Below are 20121 nucleotides of genomic sequence, written 5' to 3'. Positions count from 1 at the left end.
GCTATGCCGAAATCCGTGATTATTCCGCCGGGCACCAGCACCCCGATTGCCCCGTTTGTCCCCGGCACCCTCGCCGACGGCGTGGTGTATGTCTCGGGCACGCTGCCGTTTGATAAAGACAACAACGTGGTGTTTATCGATGACCCAAAGGCGCAAACCCGCCACGTGCTGGAGACAATCAAAACCGTGATCGAAACGGCGGGTGGGACGATGGAGGACGTGACCTTCAACAGCATCTTTATCACCGACTGGAAAAACTACGCCGCGATTAACGAGATTTACGCGGAGTTTTTCCCCGGCGATAAACCGGCGCGGTTTTGCATCCAGTGCGGGCTGGTAAAGCCCGAAGCGCTGGTTGAAATTGCCACCGTTGCGCACATCGCGAAGTGAGGCGGCCATGAAACTGTCCATTTCACCGCCCCCCTTTGCGGGCGCGCCCGTGGTGGTACTGATTGCCGGGCTCGGCGGCAGCGGCAGCTACTGGCTGCCCCAGCTCGCCGTGCTGGGGCAGGAGTATCAGGTGGTGTGCTACGACCAGCGGGGCACGGGGAATAACCCGGATACCCTGCCGGAAGACTACACCCTCGCACACATAGCCGACGAGCTCGCGCTGGCGTTAGCCGAGGCCGGGATCGCCCGTTACTGCGTGGTCGGTCACGCGCTGGGGGCGCTGGTCGGCCTGCGGCTGGCTATCGATAAGCCCGACGCCCTCACCGCGCTGGTCTGCGTCAACGGCTGGCTGACCCTCAATGCCCATACCCGCCGCTGTTTTGACGTTCGCGAACGCCTGCTGCATGCGGGCGGCGCGCAGGCGTGGGTAGAAGCACAGCCGCTGTTCCTCTACCCGGCAGACTGGATGGCCGCCCGCGCCCCGCGGCTTGAGGCCGAGGAGGCGCTGGCGCTGGCCCATTTTCAGGGCAAAGCCAATCTGCTGCGCAGGCTGCATGCCCTGAAGCAGGCCGATTTTAGCCGCCACGCTGCACGCGTTCGCTGCCCCGTGCAGATTATCTGTTCCACCGACGATCTGCTGGTGCCGTCCGTCTGCTCCGCTGAACTGCACGCCGCTCTCCCGCACGCCCGCAAAACGGTCATGCGCCAGGGCGGGCATGCCTGCAACGTGACCGCGCCGGACACCTTTAACACTCTGCTGCTGAACGGGCTTGCCAGCCTGCTGCACAGCCCAGAACCCGCTTTGTAAGGAGCTTGAATGAGCGAAGCCATCACGCCCGCCGCGCTGGAAACGCTGTTTACCGGCGCACGTACCCATAACGGCTGGCTGGATATACCGGTCAGTGACGAGACGCTGCGCGAGATTTATGACCTGATGAAATGGGGGCCGACGTCCGCCAACTGCTCCCCGGCGCGCATTGTGTTTGTGCGAAGCCCGGAAGGAAAAGAGAAGCTGCGCCCGGCGCTCTCCAGCGGCAACCTTGAGAAAACGCTCACTGCCCCGGTCACGGCGATTGTCGCCTGGGACAGCGAGTTTTATGAGCGCCTGCCTGAACTGTTCCCACACGGCGATGCCAGAAGCTGGTTTACCTCCAGCCCCGCGCTGGCGGAAGAGACCGCCTTTCGCAACAGCTCAATGCAGGCCGCGTACCTGATTTTCGCCTGCCGCGCGCTCGGGCTGGACACCGGGCCGATGTCGGGTTTTGACCGGGAAAAAGTGGACGCGGCCTTTTTCACGGGCACGCTACTCAAAAGCAATCTGCTGATTAACATCGGCTATGGCGATATGAGCAAACTGTACGGACGCCTGCCGCGTCTGGCCTTTGACGATGCCTGCGGGCTGGCGTAAGGAGCGAACGTGATGACACCGGATAAACAAACCTTTCGCGACGCCATGGCCTGCCTCGGCGCAGCGGTCAATATCATCACCACCGACGGCCCGTCGGGAAAAGCGGGCTTCACCGCCAGCGCGGTGTGCAGCGTAACCGATTCCCCGCCCACTCTGCTGGTTTGCCTCAACCGTGGCGCGTCCGTCTGGCCGATTTTCAGCGAGAACCGCACCCTGTGTGTTAATACGCTGAGTGCCGGACAGGAGCCATTATCCAACCTGTTTGGCGGGAAAACGCCGATGGCGGAACGCTTTGCCGCCGCTCGCTGGCAAACGGGCGACACGGGCTGCCCGCGTCTGGAAAATGCGCTGGCCTCGTTCGACTGCCGTATCAGCCAGGTGGTGAGCGTTGGCACTCACGACATTCTGTTCTGCGACATCGTATCCATCGTACGCCACCCGGCGCCGCAAGGGCTGGTGTGGTTCGACCGCGGCTATCACGCACTTATGCGACCCGCCTGTTAATCCGCCTTCAGGAGACAGATCATGTTCGGACTTCCCCACTGGCAGTTGAAATCGACCTCCACAGAAGCAGGCGTGGTCGCGCCGGATGAAAGGCTCCCGCTCGGGCAGACCATGGTGATGGGCGTGCAGCATGCGGTCGCGATGTTTGGGGCGACGGTGCTGATGCCCATGCTGATGGGGCTGGATCCTAACCTCGCCATTTTGATGTCGGGTATGGGTACCCTGCTGTTCTTTTTTGTCACCGGCGGGCGTGTGCCCAGCTATCTGGGCTCCAGCGCCGCCTTCGTTGGGGTGGTCATTGCAGCGACCGGGTTTAACGGTCAGGGTATTAACCCCAACCTGAGCGTGGCCCTCGGCGGCATTATCGCCTGTGGGCTGGTCTACACCCTGACCGGTCTGGTGGTGATGAAAGTCGGCACACGCTGGATCGAGCGGATGATGCCCCCCGTCGTCACCGGGGCGGTGGTGATGGCGATAGGCCTGAACCTCGCCCCGATTGCGGTGAAGAGCGTCTCCGCTTCGCCGTTTGAAAGCTGGATGGCGGTGATTACGGTGCTGTGCATCGGCGTGGTGGCGGTCTTTACGCGCGGCATGATCCAGCGGCTGCTGATCCTGGTCGGGCTGATTGCGGCCTGTCTGGTCTACGCGCTGCTGGCGAACGTGTTCGGCCTCGGCAAACCGGTTGATTTCACACTGATTCACCAGGCCGCCTGGTTCGGCCTGCCGCAGATGACCTCCCCCACCTTTAACGCTCAGGCGATGATGCTCATCGCGCCTGTCGCGGTGATTCTGGTGGCTGAAAACCTGGGCCACCTGAAAGCCGTAGCGGGAATGACCGGGCGCAATATGGATCCGTATATAGGGCGGGCGTTTGTGGGAGACGGTCTGGCGACCATGCTCTCCGGCTCGGTCGGCGGCAGCGGCGTGACGACCTACGCGGAAAACATCGGCGTGATGGCAGTGACCAAAGTCTATTCGACGCTGGTCTTCGTGGCGGCGGCGGTGATGGCGATGCTGCTCGGCTTTTCCCCGAAATTCGGCGCATTGATCCACACCATCCCGGCACCCGTGATTGGCGGCGCCTCGATTGTGGTATTTGGTCTGATTGCCGTCGCGGGGGCACGCATCTGGGTGCAGAACCATGTTGATCTGAGCCAGAACGGTAACCTGATCATGGTGGCGGTAACGCTGGTGCTGGGGGCGGGTGATTTCGCCCTGACGCTGGGCGGGTTTACGGTGGGCGGGATTGGCACGGCGACCTTCGGCGCGATCCTGCTCAACGCCCTGCTGAGCCGCCGGATGGCTGCCGCGCCGCAGGGCGCCGTGGTGACTCAGGATCCGTGAAATCAACACGTCGGGTAACGGCGACGCCTTACCCGACCTGCATGTTCCTTAAGAGCGATCACGCCTGCTCAAACAGTCGTTCTATAGATTGCGTGGGGAAGAACAGCGAACTGCTGTTTTCACCTGCCAGCGGGATAAACCCCAGCTTCAGATAAAATCGTTTGGCCCGTTCGTTAAGCGCATCCACAAAAATTCCGTGGACGCCCACAGCCTGCGACGCCAGATAAACAACGCGCATAGCGTGTGTGACAAGCGCTGTTCCCCACTCGTTTCCCTGGAGTTCTTTATGGACAGCCAGACGCCCCAGCGTCACGCTGGGGACGTTGCTGTATGGGATGCGGCGCTGCTGAGTCTTTGAAGGAAGCATCGCTTTTTCAAAGCAACTTCCCGAGAGTGTGTAATAGCCCAGGACACGCGGATGGTCGCGTTCTTTAAGCAGGTAGCCGCGTAAAATACGCCCGCCGTGCTGACGTACCAGGTGCTCGGTAAGGAAGGCATTTAGCGAGGGTTCACCACAATCGAAATCGCCGAAATCGTAATCGGTTCCCTCTGATAACATTTCGATCGTGAGATTTGCCACGACGCTTCACTCCATGTTTCGAAGACGTTTCGCCGCTCGCTTCAGGCGTTCATTTGGCTCTGGCGGATTGTCGATGGCATCCATAACGGCATTCCATGAGGCTTCGTTTAATACGAGACGCCGATGCTGTTCGATGACTTCGGCAGCACGCTCTGACGCACTGTTCACCATAAACTGGGTGATCGTTTGGTTGGTCATCGCTGCCGCTTCTTCAATCATTGTTTTGTCTTCGTCCGACAGGCGAAGATCGATACGCTGTTTTTTGAGTGCTGGCATGGTTTCATTTATCGTGTACGGTTTTCATCCGTACACATCGTAGTTAAACCTGCCCTTTATTTCAATCAAAAGCTTATTCGGCCGTAAAATCGTTCACCGCATTCCGACGCTTTCTGAGTTTTAACTCACTCACCAGCACGCCGAGAACAATAAACGCCGCGCCCACCAGCGCCAGCAGGGGCAGACGTTCCCCGGCGAGTCGCCCGAAAATACCCGCCCACACCGGTTCACCGGTATAAATGACCGTCGCCCGTGTCGGGGATACGCTGCGCTGCGCCCAGTTCATGGTGACCTGGATAATGGCGCTGAAAATGCCCAGCCCCAGCGCCACGACGATAAGCCCGGTAGACATCGGCGGGACGGACTCCCCTGCCGGCACCATCGTCGCGAACGCCACCAGCGACGCGGTGGCAAGCTGCACCACCGTCACCCGCTTGACGTCCACTTTTCCTGCCCAGGCGCTAATCAGAATAATTTCTGCCGCAATGGCAACGGCCCCCACCAGAGTGATGATCTCCCCCGGCCCCAGCGCCAGCAGATTATTTTCCGGCCCGGCTAATAAAATAAGGCCGATGAACGCCAGCACGATGCCAATGCACGACATCAGGCCCGGCATTCTGCCGAGGCACAGCCACTGCAACAGCGGCACCAGCGGTACGTACATGGCGGTGATGAAGGCGGATTTACTGCTGGAGATAGACTGGAGCCCCCACGTTTGCAGGCTGTAGCCCATGGCAATCGCCACACCAATGGCGACACCCGCCTTAAGCTCTCTCAGGGTCAACCCGCGCAGGGTTTTCAGCGAAATAAGCGCCACGGCAATCGCCGCGGTTGCAAAGCGCAGCCCTACAAAGAAAAACGGATCGCTCATCGTGACCGCGTACTGAACGGCAAGAAAGGTTCCGCCCCAGAACATGGTGATCAAAATCAGGATCGCTTCCTGAGGCTTAATGGAGAAGGTAAAACGGGAAACGGACATGGGACACCAGCACGAAGAATCAATCCTGTAGTGTGCGATGCCTTTGATGACAGTTCAATGTAACAGACATAAAAAAACCGCCGGGAAACCCGGCGGCAGGGAGTTAACCCGGCGTACTACTTGTTGCTGCCGTGGCTATTTTTACCCCCTTTTTTACCAGCCTCTGATGCGCGCTGAGGGTCGTTTTTGAAGTTGCCCCCGCTAGACTGGCCACCTTTACGACCTGCTTCTGATGCTCTTTCACGGTCTTCAGCGAAATTACCTGAACCACCACGATGGTTTGCCATCTCTAACCTCCAGAGTGTGAAACATTAGACATCATATTGCATTCAGTAAAAGAGGATTCTTTCACCTCGCGGCTCAAGGACAGTGCCTTTATCTGTGCCGCGTGAAACTAAGCTTAGTGTAATGCGGCTATCAGGCAAGCGAGAGGTAATATTCTGCAACATGATCTCAGCCTTTCGTATGAAATATCGGGGAAGTCATTCATAAGCCGTTCTTATATTTTGAAAAATCCGCGCTGCGAAAGTTGTTTCATTTTGCTACAAGGCGCGTAACCAAAAGATATTGTTATATATCAAAGAAATGCCGTTCATTTTTGCAGTCTGGCTGTGATGTCATATCTTTAAAGGAACGCAGCGATCCGCTGTAAGAAAAACCAACGAGGAGTGATGCAAAATGGCAAAAGTTCTGGTGCTCTATTATTCCATGTATGGACACATTGAAACCATGGCTCACGCAGTAGCAGAAGGCGCAAACAGAGTAGACGGCGTTGAGGTCGTGGTTAAACGCGTACCGGAAACCATGCAGGCGGAAGCCTTCGCCAAAGCCGGGGGGAAAACACAAAACGCCCCGGTTGCCACCCCGCAGGAGCTCGCGGACTATGATGCCATTATCTTCGGCACCCCGACCCGCTTCGGCAATATGTCCGGCCAGATGCGCACCTTCCTCGACCAGACGGGCGGGCTCTGGGCCTCCGGCGCGTTATACGGCAAGCTGGCCAGCGTGTTCAGCTCTACCGGCACGGGCGGCGGCCAGGAGCAGACGATCACCTCCACCTGGACTACTCTTGCCCATCATGGGATGGTGATTGTGCCGATTGGCTACGGCGCGCAGGAACTGTTCGATGTTTCCCAGGTTCGTGGCGGGACACCGTATGGTGCGACCACCATTGCCGGTGGCGATGGTTCACGTCAGCCAAGCAATGAAGAACTTTCAATCGCCCGCTATCAGGGTGAATACGTCGCGGGTCTTGCCAAAAAACTGAACGGCTAACCCAACAGGAGGACAAGTATGCCAACTCAAGAATCCAAAGCTCACCACGTGGGCGAATGGGCAAGTTTACGCAATACCTCTCCGGAGATTGCCGAAGCCATCTTTGAAGTCGCCAATTATGACGAAAAGCTGGCTGAGCAGATTTGGGAAGAAGGCAACGATGAAGTGCTGGTTCGCGCCTTCGAAAAAACCGACAAAGACTCGCTGTTCTGGGGCGAGCAAACCATCGAACGTAAAAACGTCTGAACGTTCCCCCCGCCCACGCGGGGGGTTATCTTCTATTTCGCCGCGTTGTTCATCACCGCATTGAATTTATCGACAGGACAGAAGCCGTTGCCATCCACCGGACAGCCCTTCAGCTCCAGCGTCACGCGCTGCGCAGGGGATTGCAGCGACAGTACGCTGGCGTTACGCAGTTGCTCTGAACTCTGGTAGACATACTCAATTTTCATCAGCTCCTGATTAGTGTTTTTGTCATGCCAGCGCTGGAAGACAATTTTACCGCCAATCGGGGTTCTTTCCTGCTGGTCGTGCAGCTGATAAGGCCTGAAGTCCAGCGCGGTCAGCAGCGAGGCGATGTTAGAGTCGTGCCCCACCAGCAGGGTGATTTTTGGCGCTTTTGCCTGGTCGGTCACCAGCGCTTTATCAATGTACTTCACCAGCGGTTTAGCCACGTTCTGCGCCACCTCCGTCGACGTAAACAGCGAGTCCTGATAGCCGTTTTTCAGCTTCGACAGCACGCGCCACTGCTGATCGGTTTTGATTTCCCCCCAGGCCACCTGGTCTGTCGGGAAGCCTTCGTAATACTGTAGCGTGAACGCATCCACCAGCGAGTTACCCACCTTCAGCGGCCCAGAGACGCCCGGCTCTTTTTCATAATCGGCGCTGAACGTATCTTTCGCCTCCGTCAGGGAGCAGACTTTTTTCTCCTTGCAGGACGGCGAGTCGCTGTAGTTTGTCAGCTGTTCCAGCAGTTTGTAGCTTTCATCCAGCTGCATTTTCTGCCGTTCCGTCTCCATCGCTTTCAGCGCTTTCTCGCGAAACTCAGGGGAGTTATCGGTAATGACCGGATTGAAGGTGGGGTCCATGGTGCCCATTTTTTCCTGGTGATGCACAGGAACATCGCACCCGGGGAACGCGCCGGTGATAAAGAACTGCGCGGTCGCCACGGTGCGCTGGAGGCTGTTGGCGTAGGCATAGACGGTATCCGCTGGCGGGCATTCACCCGTCTTCACCATCCCCTGCTCTGCCAGCCACTCGCGCATATAGTGACCCATATACACTTCCAGTACGCCGCCTTTGGTGGTGAGCTGTCCACCCGGGACGTCCCACTCCGGCCACTGCTTCGGCGTGGACTGCTCCAGCACGCTGCCGTTATTGGCAAGCGGCGCGCGCAGATTGTGGCGGCTCATGATGAGCACCTGTTCCAGCTGATAGCCGTCCGGCGTGTCCTGCGCCTGTGCGCCAAAGGTCACGGAAAGGGTACCTGCCACGGCAACTGCGAGTAGTGCTTTTCTCATCCCTAATTCCTCACACGTTTTTAATGTCGCCCTGAGTGTGACAGATCCGTGACAGGTTTTTCGGGAAGCATTTCTCAAACTGATGATTAACGTGCTTACGGCGTGTGCCGATTAGTTTTATAAAAAAACCATACCCCACCGGAGAATTCGCTGTGAAACGTACCCGCCTTGAAGAGAGCACCTGCCCCGTCGCCCGTTCGCTGGATATTATCGGCGACTGGTGGTCGCTGCTGATTGTTCGCGACGCGCGCTACGGGGTGGCAGTCGATATTCTGTTGGCCGATCTCACCGATGAAGCGGGGATCCGCGCTACGTAAAACAGTAGCCTAACGCTGAAGCTGGTCGCCGTACTCGCTCATCCAGGCGGCCAGCGGCGAGAGTGCGTCCTGAAGGGTTAGCCCCAGCTCGGTGATCTGATACTCCACGCGCGGCGGGATCTCCGGGTAGACCGTTCGCGTCACCAGCCCGCGCTGCTCAAACAGGCGCAGCTGCTTCGTCAGCTCTTTCTGGGTGATGGGGGCAGCGGCACGCAGCAGATCGCCAAAGCGAACGGGCGTATTGAACACAATCAGGCGATAGAGAATGGGGATCGCCCACTTACCGGAAATCAGATTCACAAACTGCGTCATCGGGCAGGTATACGCCTCAGATTTTTTTTCGCAGCACGCTTCCAGCAGCTCTGCCATTTCACACCTCTTGCCTCGTTAGTATCCATTTGGTACCTGGTTTCCTTTCGATACTAACGTTTCTATAGTGCTTTCTCCAGAGACATTTCAGGAGAAGAACATGGGTCGTTTAACCGATAAGTATACGTTGATTACCGGCGGCACCAGCGGTATCGGTCTCGCCACCGCGCAGGCGTTTATCGCCGAAGGGGCGCGCGTCGCCGTGACCGGACGCAACCCGGATACCCTCGCCGAAGCAGAGCGCATTCTGGGCGATAAGGCCTGGGTGATCCCAACCGACGCAGGCGATATTTCGTCGCAAAAAGCGCTGGCGGAGACCCTCGCCGCCCGCTGGCCGCGCCTCGACGCGGTCTTTCTCAACGCCGGTGACGTGACGCACGCGCCGCTGGAAGCCTGGCAGGAAGAGGCCTGGGACCGTCTGATGAACATCAACCTGAAGGGACCGTTCTTTTTAATTCAGGCGCTGCTGCCGCTGCTGAATAACCCATCCTCGGTGATCCTCTGCGGCTCCGTGAGCGCGCGCATCGGCCTGCCCACCAGCAGCGCGTATGCCGCGAGCAAGGCCGCCCTGCTGTCGCTGGCGCGTACACTGTCGGCGGAGCTGCTGCCGCGCGGGATCCGCGTCAACGGTCTGAGTCCCGGTCCGGTGGAAACCCCGGCGTTTACAAAAACGGGCTTAAGCGACGAGGCGCTTAACGCGATGATGGCAGAGGTCATTAAGCTGGTGCCGCTGGGCAGAATGGGCTCGACGACCGAGCTGGCAAAAGCCGCACTCTATCTGGCCTCCGACGAGTCGAGCTACACGGTGGGAACGGAACTGCTGGTGGACGGCGGAATGGGGAGCCTGTAATTCAAAAGGCGCTGATGCCGGTGACCGCGCCGACATACAGCGCCGCCCACGCACAGGCGGAAAGCAGGCTGACGGCGTAGACCTTGACGGCGTTCAGCCTGAGCATCCCGGCCGCCAGCGGGACGATGTAACGCAACACCGCCAGGAAGCGCGACGTAAAAAGCACGATGACCCCGTTCTTTTGCAGCTGATGCTGGACCCGCAGGAACTTATTGGCATGCTTTGAGGTGAAGCGCGTGACCATCCTGGTATGCCCCATCAGTTGGCCGATATGGTAATTCAGCACCGAACCCGCCGTTGCCCCCATCACCACGGCGAGCCACGTCAGCGCAGGATGCATGCTCCCCTGGCTGACGGTAATGCCCGCCAGCAGCATCACCGACGCAGGCGGCAGCACGGAGGAGATCAGCACCGTCGATTTGCTCAGCGCCATCACGAATAACAGCACAAACAGATGTGCCGGATATAGCGCAAAATGATTCAGCAGGTTATCAAACCATGTCATTTTCCCCTCCCCCGTTAATAATTTAATTGTCCATTTAAAATGAATAACCTTAAATAAACCCTCAACATTTTATTAATAAGATTTACCTAAACCGTTCTTAAACATTATTTAATTTTCTGAGCACTAAATTTAAACAGGCGTATTATCCCTCTCGTTTTACAACGATCTCGTTATGGCGAGGCTCCTGTACAAATACACGTTATCGCTCTGGTGGGTTCGAGAGAACCGGCACAGGGTAAAACAGGCACTGTCGAATCAAGGCTTTGTCAGTATAACTTCCCTTGTGGGATACGGTGTACAGTGCTGAACCCAGGACGTGGGGATCTCCTTTCCGACATGCCCTGTCTTGCTCGCCCCTGAGAGATTTTAATATTCAAAGGGAATTTACTATGTCTTACGCTATTCACAACCAAAACCTGGTTTTTAATGACAGCGCCATCGCGCAATATATGAATACCGATTTTATCGTTATCGATATTTCATTATGCGTAGCTCTGGCACGCGAGCAGTTCTTTGAAAAATTAAAAGATGATGATATTCCGTCGCATATTTTTATCGAAGATAACGGTCGCCTCGCAGGTTTAATCGCCGTACGCAAATTATTGCAGGCCACGGATACCGTGCAGCCTGTTAAGGGGTTGATGATATCGGATTTTATTCAGCTCAAACCGGAAGATGAGCGGGCGGATGTCGCCGGGCTGCCGGCGCACGCGGGTGCGGATGTGGTGCCTGTGGTGACCCACGGCAAGCTGGTGGGCTGCCTTACCGAGCGTGAAATCGCCCATCTGCTCGAAGATGACGTTACTGAAGATGCCCAGCTTCAGGGGGCGACGCTGCCGCTGGAGAAGCCCTATCTGGAAACCAGCGCCTTCAGCCTGTGGAAGAAACGCTCCGTCTGGCTGCTGCTGCTGTTTGTTGCGGAAGCGTATACCAGTTCGGTGATCCAGCATTTTGAAGAGGCGCTGGAATCTGCCATCGCGCTGGCGTTCTTTATTCCGCTGCTGATTGGCACCGGCGGAAACAGCGGGACGCAGATCACCTCGACGCTGGTGCGCGCCATGGCGCTGGGTGAAGTCCACCTTCGCGATGTGGGTCGCGTGCTGCGCAAAGAGATCAGCACCTCGTTAATGATTGCCGCCACGCTGGGTCTGGCGGGCTGCGTTCGCGCCTGGATGATGGGTATTGGGATGGAAATCACGCTCATCGTCAGCCTGACGCTGGTCTGCATTACGCTGTGGAGCGCCATCGTCTCGTCGGTGATCCCGATGGTACTGAAACGCTGCAAAATCGATCCGGCGGTGGTCTCCGCACCGTTTATCGCCACGCTAATCGACGGGACCGGGCTGATTATCTACTTCAAAATCGCGCAGTATACGCTGGGGCTGGAATAACGAAAAAACCCTGCGATATTGCTATCGCAGGGTTTTCGAATTTGGCGGAAGCGTAGAGATTCGAACTCTAGAACCCTTTCGGGTCGCCGGTTTTCAAGACCGGTGCCTTCAACCGCTCGGCCACGCTTCCAAAGTGAGGCGCACTATAAACATCTCTGAGCATGATGTAAAGCACGAAATTGCATAACATTACACGTCTTCCGTCCTCCCCTTCCGTCCCGCTGATTTCTTCGCCATCGACTGGCTAAAATGTAAACATTTATTTTTACATTCATAACGTTTATTAGATTCGCGGGTGGTCATTTAGACTCTTTTTCGCACAACACCCATTAACCGTAGATCACTGCGATAAGAGATTAGCCATGACTTTATTTAACGACGATTATGAATTTTTTATTTATCAGTGATAACTATTACCTTTGCCATGGTGTATCAAGCTCCCTGACATCAACCCATTTGATTCGCGATGACGCGGATATTCACGATCTTGATGGGGTCGATCAGGCGATGGATTTTATCATTGCGATTGAACAGGATAAGTTACGCAATAAAACCATTCGGCAGGTCAAAAAAGTTAAGCGTGATTACATTGTCCTGATGCATGAGATAGAAGCCAACCGCGCAGTGAGAATCGATAATATTATCTATTCGTCGATGCATTTTACTGCTCACCCTTTTCAGCAGCTGATGCGCTTTTACCGGGCGCTCAGAACACACTCCTTTACGCGACGCGAATATGACGTGCTGAAGCTGTTTCATTTGGAAAACCATGAGATCGCGAAAAAGCTGCAACTGTCACAAAAAACGACCAGCACCTACCGCGTGAGGATCCTCGAGAAATTAAATATGCGCTCAAAAAACATTCTGGCGATGACCCGTGTAAAATCGGCGATCGTCGATTAAAAGCTGTAACATTTTGCCTTGCCACGGAAAAACCGGGCCGTCACGTTTCGCCCTGAGGGGGTTTGGCTGGCGCGGTATACCAGTTCTCTTTGGCAACCATTACGCTGCCCTCTGGCTGCATAACAAAATTCGGGGACATGATCTGCACGTTAAATTCGTTAAACACATCCTGTATCTGGCTATGCAGTTCATTGCGGGCAACCGCGAGGGACTGTTCGGGCAGCAGACGGACCTGCAATTCGTAAGCGATATACCAGTCCATTAGCCCTAACTGGCGTACCAGCGGCGGCTCGGAAAGGTCAATCCCTTTTGCCCGTTTCGCGGCCAGCTCCAGCATGGCATGCACCTGACGCCATGGGGTGTCATAACCGATCGTGACGCTGACCGTCAGATTGAGGCTGCCATCGGGCTGTAGCGCGCTCAGATTGGTGATCTTACCGCTCACCACCACCGCGTTGGGCACGGTAACGACATAATTTTCCCGGGTAATAATTTTGGTCGCCAGCATGCCAATTTCACTGACCTTGCCTTCGTTATCCGCCACCCGAATGACATCGCCTTTGCGCAGCGCGCGGGAGTAAATCAGGACCAGACCGCTCATGGCATGGTTCATCACCCCTGCCGAGCCCAGCGTTAGCATCAGGCCAAAGAAGACGCTAATACCTTTAAACGCCAGCGAGTTTGCACCGGGAAGAAACGGCCAGGCGGCGGAGAGAGCAAATAGCCAGACGGCAACGGAAATGAGCTTACGGGTAGCCCCCACGGTTTCCGGATGTACGCCGGGAAGTTGCAGACGACCAGCCTCCACCTGATTCAGCACCATCTTAAGAAGCTTCAGAATAAATGCGGTAATGAGGAAAATGATCAGCACAATCGTCAGCCCCGGCAAGGCCGAGACAATCGCCAGGGCGATTTGCTGCACCACGCGAAGCGTCCAGTCTCCCAGCGACGTGCCCCACACCCGCGTCCACGGAAACAGACTGAATGCCCAGCTCAGCCAGACGTAAAAGCCGATCAACCCCAGCAGGAACATCAGCAAGGCGTAAAGCCGAATCTCAATTGCGCCAATGTACCGCCGCCAGCTTTGCGGCACCCGGCTGCGATTCTCCACAATACGCCGACGGTAGACGCGCCGGAACCAGCGCCAGGATCGCCACGCGCCGTAGCAGAGCAGCAACAGCGCCAGCAGGCCAGCGGCTGTTTTTACCGTCGACAGCGCCAGCCAGCCGGTATCGTATTGATCGCGCAGCGCCATCCTTTGCGCTTCCATGCGCGCCAGCACGCGCTGTGCGGCCTGATCGAGGGTAAGATCGTCCCCTTCGTCCAAATCCCCTTCCGTCAGCAGCATCACAGGTTTCCCGTTCATCACTATTAGCCGTCCCTGCTGGTTATAGCGGGTCACGGGGACGATGCTGAGCGGCTCACGCACATCCGCCTCGGTAAAATTGCGCAGGGTGTTGCGGATGCGTAAAACGCGTTCTTCCGGCGTGGTCAGGCCAAATTTCGCCTGGAGCATGACGATGGGCTGATGGAAGATGTAGACCGTTCGGGCGCGCTCCTGCTCCGTAGGCGCCTGGCGGGGCTCTGCGGCATACGATGAGAAGGCGCTCAGGGCGGCAAAACAGAACGCAAACGCGAGCAGGATCTTTTTCATCCTTACTACCCCAGGTCAGAAATCTTGTTATTTTTCAGGCAACCCGCGAATGCCAGGTGGGTATGTTGAGAATAGTCCAGCCTTTCGTTTCTGCAACAAGCGACGGTGAGCGTGTTGCTCTCAGTCACAATATATGTATTATGTTATAACATAACAATTTCGGATTGCGTTCTATGTTACTTAAAAATGGGTTATTTCTGGCTTCACTGCTCTCCATGGCGCCTGCCGCTTTCGCCGCAACCACCTGGCCCCTCACGATTGAAAATTGCGGCGTTAAGCAGACCTTTACGCATGCTCCTCAGCGCGTCGTGACCGTGGGTCAGCATGAAACAGAATTACTGCTCGCACTGGGGCTGGAGAAAACGATCGCCGCGACGTCAGTCTGGTTCGGCAAGCTCCCACCCACGCTGGAGGATGCCGGGAAAAACCTCCCCCGGCTTGCGGATAATTCCCCCTCCTTTGAGGCCGTGGTAGGACAGAAACCTGAACTCGTTCTCGCACAGTATCACTGGCACATTGGTCCGCAGGGAGAAGTGGGAACCCGTGAGCAGTTTGCGTCGCTGGGGATTAATACGTGGATCTCCCCTGCCGACTGCACGGATAAAACGGTAACGGAAACCTCAAACGCAGACGGAGCACGTAGCGCGCCGTTTTCACTGGCTGAAATTACACGGGAAGTGACAGATCTGGCGACGATTTTTGATGTTTCCGCGCGAGGTGAGCAGCTCAATCGTGCGCTGGCGGAGCGTATTAAAAAGGCCCAGGCGCGCGCCTCCACGAAACCGCTTAGCGTTGTATTCTGGTTCTCCAGCAGCCGTCTGAATGGCGATCCCTGGGTGGCCGGGAATTACGGCGCGCCTGGCTGGATCAGCCGCACGCTGGGGTTGAAGAACATTATTGACTCTCACGACGAATGGCCCGCTGTAACGTGGGAACATATAGCCCGATCGCAGCCGGACGTGATTGTTATCGCCGGGATGTCCCGCAGGCTCTACCCTGCCGATGACGTTGAGGTAAAAAAAGCGTTCTTGCGCAGTGACCCGGTGACAAAGAACATGCCTGCGGTCAGGAACAACCACATCATCGTGGTGTCAGCGATGTCGTTAAACCCTTCATTGCGTAACGTCGATGCGGTTGAGCTTATCAGCGATCGGCTGGCTTCTTTCCGGGATGAACAATGAGTCATTTCGCTTTTGACCGCCGCCAGCAGGGTTTACTGGCAGCAGGTGCCATGGCGCTGCCGCTGATGCTGGTCTTTGCCGCCAGTATCGGTGATATGCCGGTGTCGTATGCCAGTACCGGGAAAGCGATCCTCAACGGACTGGGTTTGACCTCTTATGCGTTGCCGCAAACGGAGGAAGGTATCGTCTGGCAATATCGCATGAGCCGGGCAGTAATGGCCGCGTGCAACGGCGGCGGCCTGGCGTTGTGCGGGCTGGTGTTACAATCGATCCTGCGTAACCCTCTGGCTGAGCCTTATCTGCTGGGGATTTCCGCGGGCGCATCGCTGGGGGCCGTCTGCGTGATGCTTCTCGGCATCGGGGGGAGCGTGATTGGCGTAAGCAGCGGTGCGTTTGTCGGTTCGTGCGCCGCCTTTGCGCTCATCATGGTGATTACGAACGGGATGAGTGAAAGCCCGTCGCGCATTTTGCTGGCTGGCATTGCGGGCACCCAGCTCTTCAACGCCATGACCGCGTACGTCGTCAGTACGTCCGCCAATGCCGAGCAGTCCCGTAGCGTCATGTTCTGGCTGCTGGGAAGTCTGAGCGGCGTGCGCTGGCCTGACACGCTGCTGGCGCTGGCCGTTACGCTTGCGGGTTTACTGGTGGTATTGCTCTTTTCACGGGCGCTGGACACCTTCACCTTCGGGGATGAGGTCTCCACCACGCTGGGGATCCCGGTTACCGCCGTGCGTATTGTCTTATTGCTGACCTGTGCCATTGTTACCGCAACGCTGGTGAGCGCCACGGGCGCAGTGGGGTTTGTCGGGCTGGTCATTCCCCATGTAACGCGCATGCTATGTGGGCCGGGCCATCGTCTATCTATCCCGCTGACGTTTCTTATCGGCGCCCACTTTATGATCCTCGCCGATATCGTCTCACGCACGCTGATTGTGCACCAGGTTCTGCCCATCGGGGTGGTGACTGCGCTGGTAGGCGCCCCCGTCTTTGTGGCGTTGCTTTATCAAAACCGAAAGGAGCATCCATGAATATTACTGTGGCCGGGTTAACCGTAACCCGACAAGCGCAGACGGTGCTTAAGGATATCGATCTCGACCTGCCATCCGGGCAGATTATCGGCCTGTTAGGGCCAAACGGCTCGGGCAAGTCGACGCTGCTGCGCTGTCTCGCCGGGCTGTTTCCACGACTCAGCGAACGCGTGGCGCTTAATGGCACAACGCTAGGCATGATGCCGCTGAAAAAACGCGCGCAGCACATGGCATTTGTCCCGCAACATGCTGAGGTCGACGGAGAACTGACCGTTGAGGACATTGTCAGACTGGGGCGTACGCCCTACCGGAAAACATTCCAGAAAACCTCGCGCGACGATGAGGCTGCGGTTGAGCAGGCGATTGGCCTGATGCAGTTATGCCGCTTACGCCAGCGGCGATGGCACTCTTTGTCTGGCGGAGAGCGCCAGCGAAGCCAGATAGCCCGCGCGCTGGCCCAGCAGCCGCAGGTGCTGTTGCTCGATGAACCGACAAACCACCTGGACATTCAGCACCAGCTGGAGCTGATGCGGCTCGTTTCACAGCTGCCGCTTACGGTGGTGGTTGCACTGCACGATCTCAATCTTGCGGCCAATTATTGCCAGCGTCTGATCCTCCTGAAGGCCGGGCAGATCGCCGCCGCGGGCGCGCCAGAAGCGGTTCTGACGCCGGCAAACATCGAGGACACCTGGTGCGTAAAAGCTCAGGTCTGCAAGGCCGACGCCGGGATCACGATAAGCTATAACATGGTGGCATGACGGAAGCCTGGCGCAAAAGCAAAAACCCCTGCGATATTGCTATCGCAGGGGTTTCGAATTTGGCGGAAGCGTAGAGATTCGAACTCTAGAACCCTTTCGGGTCGCCGGTTTTCAAGACCGGTGCCTTCAACCGCTCGGCCACGCTTCCTAAGTGAGGCGAACTATAAACACCTCACCGCGCGCTGTAAAGAGTGCGCGCATTCGTTCGCTTTAAAAATAGCCAAAATGCGTTTAATCGGTTGAATAGACGACAGATTGGCCGTTTTGGCAGCATAATATCCACTGCGGATCGTTAGTGCTTTTTGATGTACATATCTTTGGTGTAGTAGTACCCGAGCTTGTCTGGCGTGAAGCCCCCTACCCACGGTTTCACCAGGTGCGTGCGCACGTAATGATAGACCGGGATCGCCGGTACATCCCGTCCCAGCAGATCTTCTGCCTGCTGGTAGAATTTACCGCGCTCCTCCGCCGTTTTCGATTTCGCCGCGTTCACCAGTGCCCGATCGTAGTCCGGATTGCTGTACTGAGTGGTGTTTTGGCTGTCCCCGGTACGGAAGTTGTTCAGGAAGGTTGCCGCATCGTCGTAATCGGCAATCCAGGCGTAGCGTACCGCGTCAAAGTTATGGGTGTGCATGGTATCAAGCATGGTTTTCCACTCCTGATTTTGCAGCTTCGCCTCCACGCCGAGGTTCTTCTTCCACATTGAGCTGGCGGCAATGGCAATACGCTGGTGCGATTCCGAGGTGTTATAGAGGAGATTAAAGCTGAGCGGATGGCTGTCGTTAAATCCGGCTTCGGCCAGCAGCTTTTTCGCCTCGGCAATGCGTTTATCCATCGGCCAGCTGGCGTAATCCGGGTTCTGGAGCTTGACGCCGCCAATATCCGGCTGGCTGATCAGCCATGCCGGGCGCTGGCCCTGCCCTAATACTTTCCCGGCGATGATGTCTTTATCCAGCGCCAGGTTCAGCGCCTTGCGCACGCGGGCGTCGTTGAACGGCGGCCGGGTGGTGTTGAACTGATAATAATAGGTGGCAAGCTGCGGTGAAACGTCCAGCTCGCTCCCCAGCGTTTTCTTCAGCTGAGCAAACTGGTTGATCGGCACCGTGTAGACAATGTCGATTTCGCCCGCTTTGTAGCGGTTGACGTCAGCAGCTTCAGAGGAAATGGGCAGATAGGTCACCTTCTTGATGACGGTATGTTCGTTATCCCAATATTTCGGGTTACGCACCGCCACAATGCGTTCGTTAACCACCCACTGTGACAGTTTATAGGCCCCGCTGCTGACGAAGTGCTCCGGTTTGGTCCACTTATCACCGAAACGGCCTACCAGGACTTTATCAATTGGCACCAGAGACGGGTGAGCCAGCATCGCCAGGAAAGCGGCGTTAGGTTGCGTGAGCGTAACTTCCAGCGTGGTGTCATTGATGGCTTTCACCCCCAGCGACTCGGGCGCTTTTTTGCCTTCTGCGATATCAGTGCCGTTGACGATACGCATACTACCGGGATAGCTGGCATACGGAGAGGCGGTTTTCGGGTCGACCAGCCGCTGCCAGCTCCAGACAATATCTTCTGCGGTGATGGGGGTTCCATCGCTCCAGGTAATGCCCGGACGCAGATGGAACGTCCAGACGGTGTTGTCTTTATTTTCCCATTTCTCCGCCAGGCGCGGCTGGATTTCACCTGCCGGAGAGACGCTGACCAGCCCGTCGAATAAATCGCTGATAATATTGAATTCGACATCGCTTTCGACTTTATGCGGGTCGAGCGAGGCGGGTTCACTGCCGTTGTTCCTGACCAGTTCCTGCTTATCTGCCAGCTGGGTTCCTGCCGGCACGTTAGCCGCCCAGGTTGCCGTGCTGGCGCACAGGATCCCTGCGGTTAACAAAGAGAGTGTAAAGTGCGTGCGTGTTTGTGGTTTCATTTCCTTCGCCTTATTGTCTGTTTTTATGACGATCCGGAAATAACTCTTAGCGGCCTTAGGGAAATAACGCAATATTTTTCAGTGACCTATAAGAGGTTGATCTGAATACGCCCTACAAACCGCACTTCATTCTGAGTACAAAGGCTTTGCCAGAATAAAAAACCAGCATAATCCCTAAGGGGCTGAGTAAAGATGGGTAAAACCACTTTGCGTCTGCCGCGCCGTTTCCTATTCTTTGCGCTAATTACATCTGTCATAAGAGAGTGACTCATGGATCGTATAATTACTTCTTCACGCGACCGCACATCGCTACTCAGCACCCATAAGGTGCTGCGCAATACCTATTTCATGCTCAGCCTGACGCTGGCGTTTTCGGCGATCACCGCGACGGCCAGCACCGTACTGATGCTGCCTTCTCCGGGCCTGATCCTCACGCTGGTAGGTATGTACGGTCTGATGTTCCTGACCTACAAAACCGCGGATAAACCGGTGGGTATTCTCTCCGCGTTCGCCTTTACCGGCTTCCTGGGCTACATTCTGGGGCCAATCCTGAATGCCTATCTGTCTGCCGGAATGGGCGACGTGATTGGTATGGCGCTGGGCGGTACCGCGCTGGTGTTCTTCTGCTGCTCGGCCTACGTGCTGACCACCCGTAAGGACATGTCCTTCCTTGGCGGTATGCTGATGGCAGGTATCGTGATTGTGCTGGTCGGTATGCTGGCGAACATCTTCCTGCAATTGCCTGCGCTGCATCTGGCAATCAGCGCGGTGTTTATCCTGATTTCATCCGGCGCAATCCTGTATGAAACCAGCAACATCATTCACGGCGGTGAGACGAACTATATCCGCGCCACCGTGAGCCTGTATGTGTCGCTGTACAACATTTTTGTCAGCCTGCTGAGCATCCTGGGCTTCGCCAGCCGCGATTAACTCACCGTGCTGTGAACAGGGCCCCGCTTATGCGGGGC

Annotated in this window: 23 protein-coding genes, 2 tRNA genes, 1 pseudogene and 1 riboswitch; of the genes and pseudogenes, 15 read left to right on the top strand and 11 right to left on the bottom strand. The window is 56.5% G+C overall.

Going from position 1 to position 20121, the window contains the following annotated elements:
- Positions 1-3: 3 nt before the first annotated feature.
- Genes rutC through rutG form a run of 5 tightly spaced genes read left to right on the top strand, consistent with a single transcriptional unit; the run spans position 4 to position 3646 of the window.
- On the top strand, positions 4-390 hold the full coding sequence (gene rutC, locus ACOTY5_RS03955; protein ID WP_015570870.1) for a pyrimidine utilization protein C: 387 nt from the start codon (positions 4-6) through the stop codon (positions 388-390).
- A 7-nt stretch (positions 391-397) separates the two neighbouring features.
- A complete protein-coding gene (gene rutD, locus ACOTY5_RS03950) occupies positions 398-1198 on the top strand; it encodes a pyrimidine utilization protein D (protein ID WP_039271149.1) in 801 nt (266 codons plus the stop codon).
- A gap of 9 nt (positions 1199-1207) precedes the next feature.
- On the top strand, positions 1208-1798 hold the full coding sequence (locus tag ACOTY5_RS03945) for a malonic semialdehyde reductase (protein WP_062934089.1): 591 nt from the start codon (positions 1208-1210) through the stop codon (positions 1796-1798).
- Positions 1799-1810: 12 nt separating this feature from the next.
- Positions 1811-2302, top strand: coding sequence for an NADH-dependent FMN reductase RutF (gene rutF, locus ACOTY5_RS03940; protein WP_045141443.1), 492 nt, complete (start codon positions 1811-1813; stop codon positions 2300-2302).
- A 21-nt stretch (positions 2303-2323) separates the two neighbouring features.
- Positions 2324-3646, top strand: a complete 1323-nt coding sequence (gene rutG, locus ACOTY5_RS03935; protein WP_045141442.1) for a pyrimidine utilization transport protein G — start codon at positions 2324-2326, stop codon at positions 3644-3646.
- Between the two features lie 58 nt (positions 3647-3704).
- Here the strand turns inward: rutG and ACOTY5_RS03930 are convergent, their stop codons facing one another.
- The 4 genes from ACOTY5_RS03930 to ACOTY5_RS03915 all read right to left on the bottom strand — a co-directional run bounded on the left by ACOTY5_RS03930 (position 3705) and on the right by ACOTY5_RS03915 (position 5768).
- Positions 3705-4226, bottom strand: coding sequence for a GNAT family N-acetyltransferase (locus ACOTY5_RS03930; protein ID WP_045141441.1), 522 nt, complete (start codon positions 4224-4226; stop codon positions 3705-3707).
- A gap of 6 nt (positions 4227-4232) precedes the next feature.
- A complete protein-coding gene (locus ACOTY5_RS03925; protein ID WP_001303459.1) occupies positions 4233-4502 on the bottom strand; it encodes a DUF1778 domain-containing protein in 270 nt (89 codons plus the stop codon).
- A 73-nt stretch (positions 4503-4575) separates the two neighbouring features.
- Entirely contained in the window at positions 4576-5481 is a 906-nt protein-coding gene (locus ACOTY5_RS03920) for a DMT family transporter (protein ID WP_045141440.1), read from the bottom strand.
- A gap of 116 nt (positions 5482-5597) precedes the next feature.
- Positions 5598-5768: a general stress protein gene (locus ACOTY5_RS03915; RefSeq protein ID WP_001273664.1), complete on the bottom strand. Its 171-nt coding sequence runs from the start codon at positions 5766-5768 to the stop codon at positions 5598-5600.
- 391 nt (positions 5769-6159) lie between these two features.
- Between ACOTY5_RS03915 and wrbA the strand changes: the two genes are divergently transcribed.
- Both wrbA and ACOTY5_RS03905 read left to right on the top strand, forming a co-directional pair.
- Positions 6160-6756, top strand: a complete 597-nt coding sequence (wrbA, locus tag ACOTY5_RS03910; protein ID WP_006809323.1) for an NAD(P)H:quinone oxidoreductase — start codon at positions 6160-6162, stop codon at positions 6754-6756.
- 18 nt (positions 6757-6774) lie between these two features.
- A complete protein-coding gene (locus ACOTY5_RS03905) occupies positions 6775-7002 on the top strand; it encodes a YccJ family protein (RefSeq protein WP_006809324.1) in 228 nt (75 codons plus the stop codon).
- Positions 7003-7034: 32 nt separating this feature from the next.
- Here ACOTY5_RS03905 and agp read toward each other — a convergent pair whose 3' ends face one another.
- Positions 7035-8276 carry a bifunctional glucose-1-phosphatase/inositol phosphatase gene (agp, locus tag ACOTY5_RS03900; RefSeq protein ID WP_017693667.1) on the bottom strand — a complete coding sequence of 414 codons (1242 nt, stop codon included), beginning with the start codon at positions 8274-8276 and terminating at the stop codon, positions 7035-7037.
- Between the two features lie 152 nt (positions 8277-8428).
- Here agp and ACOTY5_RS03895 point away from each other — a divergent pair.
- Positions 8429-8536: pseudogene (locus tag ACOTY5_RS03895) on the top strand (winged helix-turn-helix transcriptional regulator); the annotation flags it as partial.
- Between the two features lie 66 nt (positions 8537-8602).
- Here ACOTY5_RS03895 and ACOTY5_RS03890 read toward each other — a convergent pair.
- A complete protein-coding gene (locus ACOTY5_RS03890) occupies positions 8603-8962 on the bottom strand; it encodes a winged helix-turn-helix transcriptional regulator (RefSeq protein WP_017384779.1) in 360 nt (119 codons plus the stop codon).
- A gap of 100 nt (positions 8963-9062) precedes the next feature.
- Here ACOTY5_RS03890 and ACOTY5_RS03885 point away from each other — a divergent pair, with 100 nt between their 5' ends.
- Positions 9063-9812 (top strand): SDR family oxidoreductase, encoded by a 750-nt coding sequence (locus ACOTY5_RS03885; protein ID WP_033487266.1) that lies wholly within the window; start codon positions 9063-9065, stop codon positions 9810-9812.
- A gap of 1 nt (position 9813) precedes the next feature.
- Here the strand turns inward: ACOTY5_RS03885 and ACOTY5_RS03880 are convergent, their stop codons facing one another.
- Positions 9814-10317 (bottom strand): DedA family protein, encoded by a 504-nt coding sequence (locus ACOTY5_RS03880; protein WP_015570881.1) that lies wholly within the window; start codon positions 10315-10317, stop codon positions 9814-9816.
- Between the two features lie 159 nt (positions 10318-10476).
- A riboswitch (M-box (ykoK) riboswitch) is annotated at positions 10477-10646 on the top strand.
- A 60-nt stretch (positions 10647-10706) separates the two neighbouring features.
- Between ACOTY5_RS03880 and ACOTY5_RS03875 the strand changes: the two genes are divergently transcribed.
- On the top strand, positions 10707-11708 hold the full coding sequence (locus ACOTY5_RS03875; RefSeq protein WP_062934088.1) for a magnesium transporter: 1002 nt from the start codon (positions 10707-10709) through the stop codon (positions 11706-11708).
- 42 nt (positions 11709-11750) lie between these two features.
- Here the strand turns inward: ACOTY5_RS03875 and ACOTY5_RS03870 are convergent.
- Positions 11751-11838: transfer RNA gene (locus ACOTY5_RS03870), tRNA-Ser, on the bottom strand.
- A gap of 254 nt (positions 11839-12092) precedes the next feature.
- Between ACOTY5_RS03870 and ACOTY5_RS03865 the strand changes: the two genes are divergently transcribed.
- Positions 12093-12611, top strand: coding sequence for a LuxR C-terminal-related transcriptional regulator (locus ACOTY5_RS03865; RefSeq protein WP_003858117.1), 519 nt, complete (start codon positions 12093-12095; stop codon positions 12609-12611).
- Positions 12612-12651: 40 nt separating this feature from the next.
- Here the strand turns inward: ACOTY5_RS03865 and ACOTY5_RS03860 are convergent, their stop codons facing one another.
- Complete coding sequence (locus tag ACOTY5_RS03860) at positions 12652-14265, bottom strand: mechanosensitive ion channel family protein (RefSeq protein ID WP_045142613.1); 1614 nt, start codon at positions 14263-14265, stop codon at positions 12652-12654.
- A 173-nt stretch (positions 14266-14438) separates the two neighbouring features.
- Between ACOTY5_RS03860 and ACOTY5_RS03855 the strand changes: the two genes are divergently transcribed.
- From ACOTY5_RS03855 to ACOTY5_RS03845, 3 genes are read left to right on the top strand one after another with little or no spacing between them, the layout of a single operon-like run.
- Positions 14439-15446 (top strand): ABC transporter substrate-binding protein, encoded by a 1008-nt coding sequence (locus ACOTY5_RS03855; RefSeq protein ID WP_045142612.1) that lies wholly within the window; start codon positions 14439-14441, stop codon positions 15444-15446.
- Entirely contained in the window at positions 15443-16474 is a 1032-nt protein-coding gene (locus ACOTY5_RS03850; protein WP_045142611.1) for a FecCD family ABC transporter permease, read from the top strand. Before ACOTY5_RS03855 ends, ACOTY5_RS03850 begins: the two co-directional genes overlap by 4 nt.
- Positions 16471-17232 carry an ABC transporter ATP-binding protein gene (locus tag ACOTY5_RS03845; protein WP_045142610.1) on the top strand — a complete coding sequence of 254 codons (762 nt, stop codon included), beginning with the start codon at positions 16471-16473 and terminating at the stop codon, positions 17230-17232. Before ACOTY5_RS03850 ends, ACOTY5_RS03845 begins: the two co-directional genes overlap by 4 nt.
- A gap of 60 nt (positions 17233-17292) precedes the next feature.
- On the opposite strand, the gene ACOTY5_RS03840 is transcribed toward ACOTY5_RS03845, so the two are convergent.
- Both ACOTY5_RS03840 and ACOTY5_RS03835 read right to left on the bottom strand, forming a co-directional pair.
- A tRNA-Ser gene (locus ACOTY5_RS03840) sits at positions 17293-17380 on the bottom strand.
- A gap of 144 nt (positions 17381-17524) precedes the next feature.
- Entirely contained in the window at positions 17525-19153 is a 1629-nt protein-coding gene (locus tag ACOTY5_RS03835; RefSeq protein ID WP_045142609.1) for an ABC transporter substrate-binding protein, read from the bottom strand.
- A gap of 270 nt (positions 19154-19423) precedes the next feature.
- On the opposite strand from ACOTY5_RS03835, the gene yccA reads away from it, so the two are divergent.
- Complete coding sequence (yccA, locus tag ACOTY5_RS03830; protein ID WP_003858127.1) at positions 19424-20083, top strand: FtsH protease modulator YccA; 660 nt, start codon at positions 19424-19426, stop codon at positions 20081-20083.
- The last annotated feature ends 38 nt before the right edge of the window (positions 20084-20121 follow it).

The sequence above is a fragment of the Enterobacter cloacae complex sp. SHL018 genome (assembly GCF_049237905.1).
Taxonomy (GTDB): Bacteria; Pseudomonadota; Gammaproteobacteria; order Enterobacterales; family Enterobacteriaceae; genus Enterobacter; species Enterobacter hormaechei_C.
This window is presented reverse-complemented; position numbering and strand designations above follow the sequence as displayed.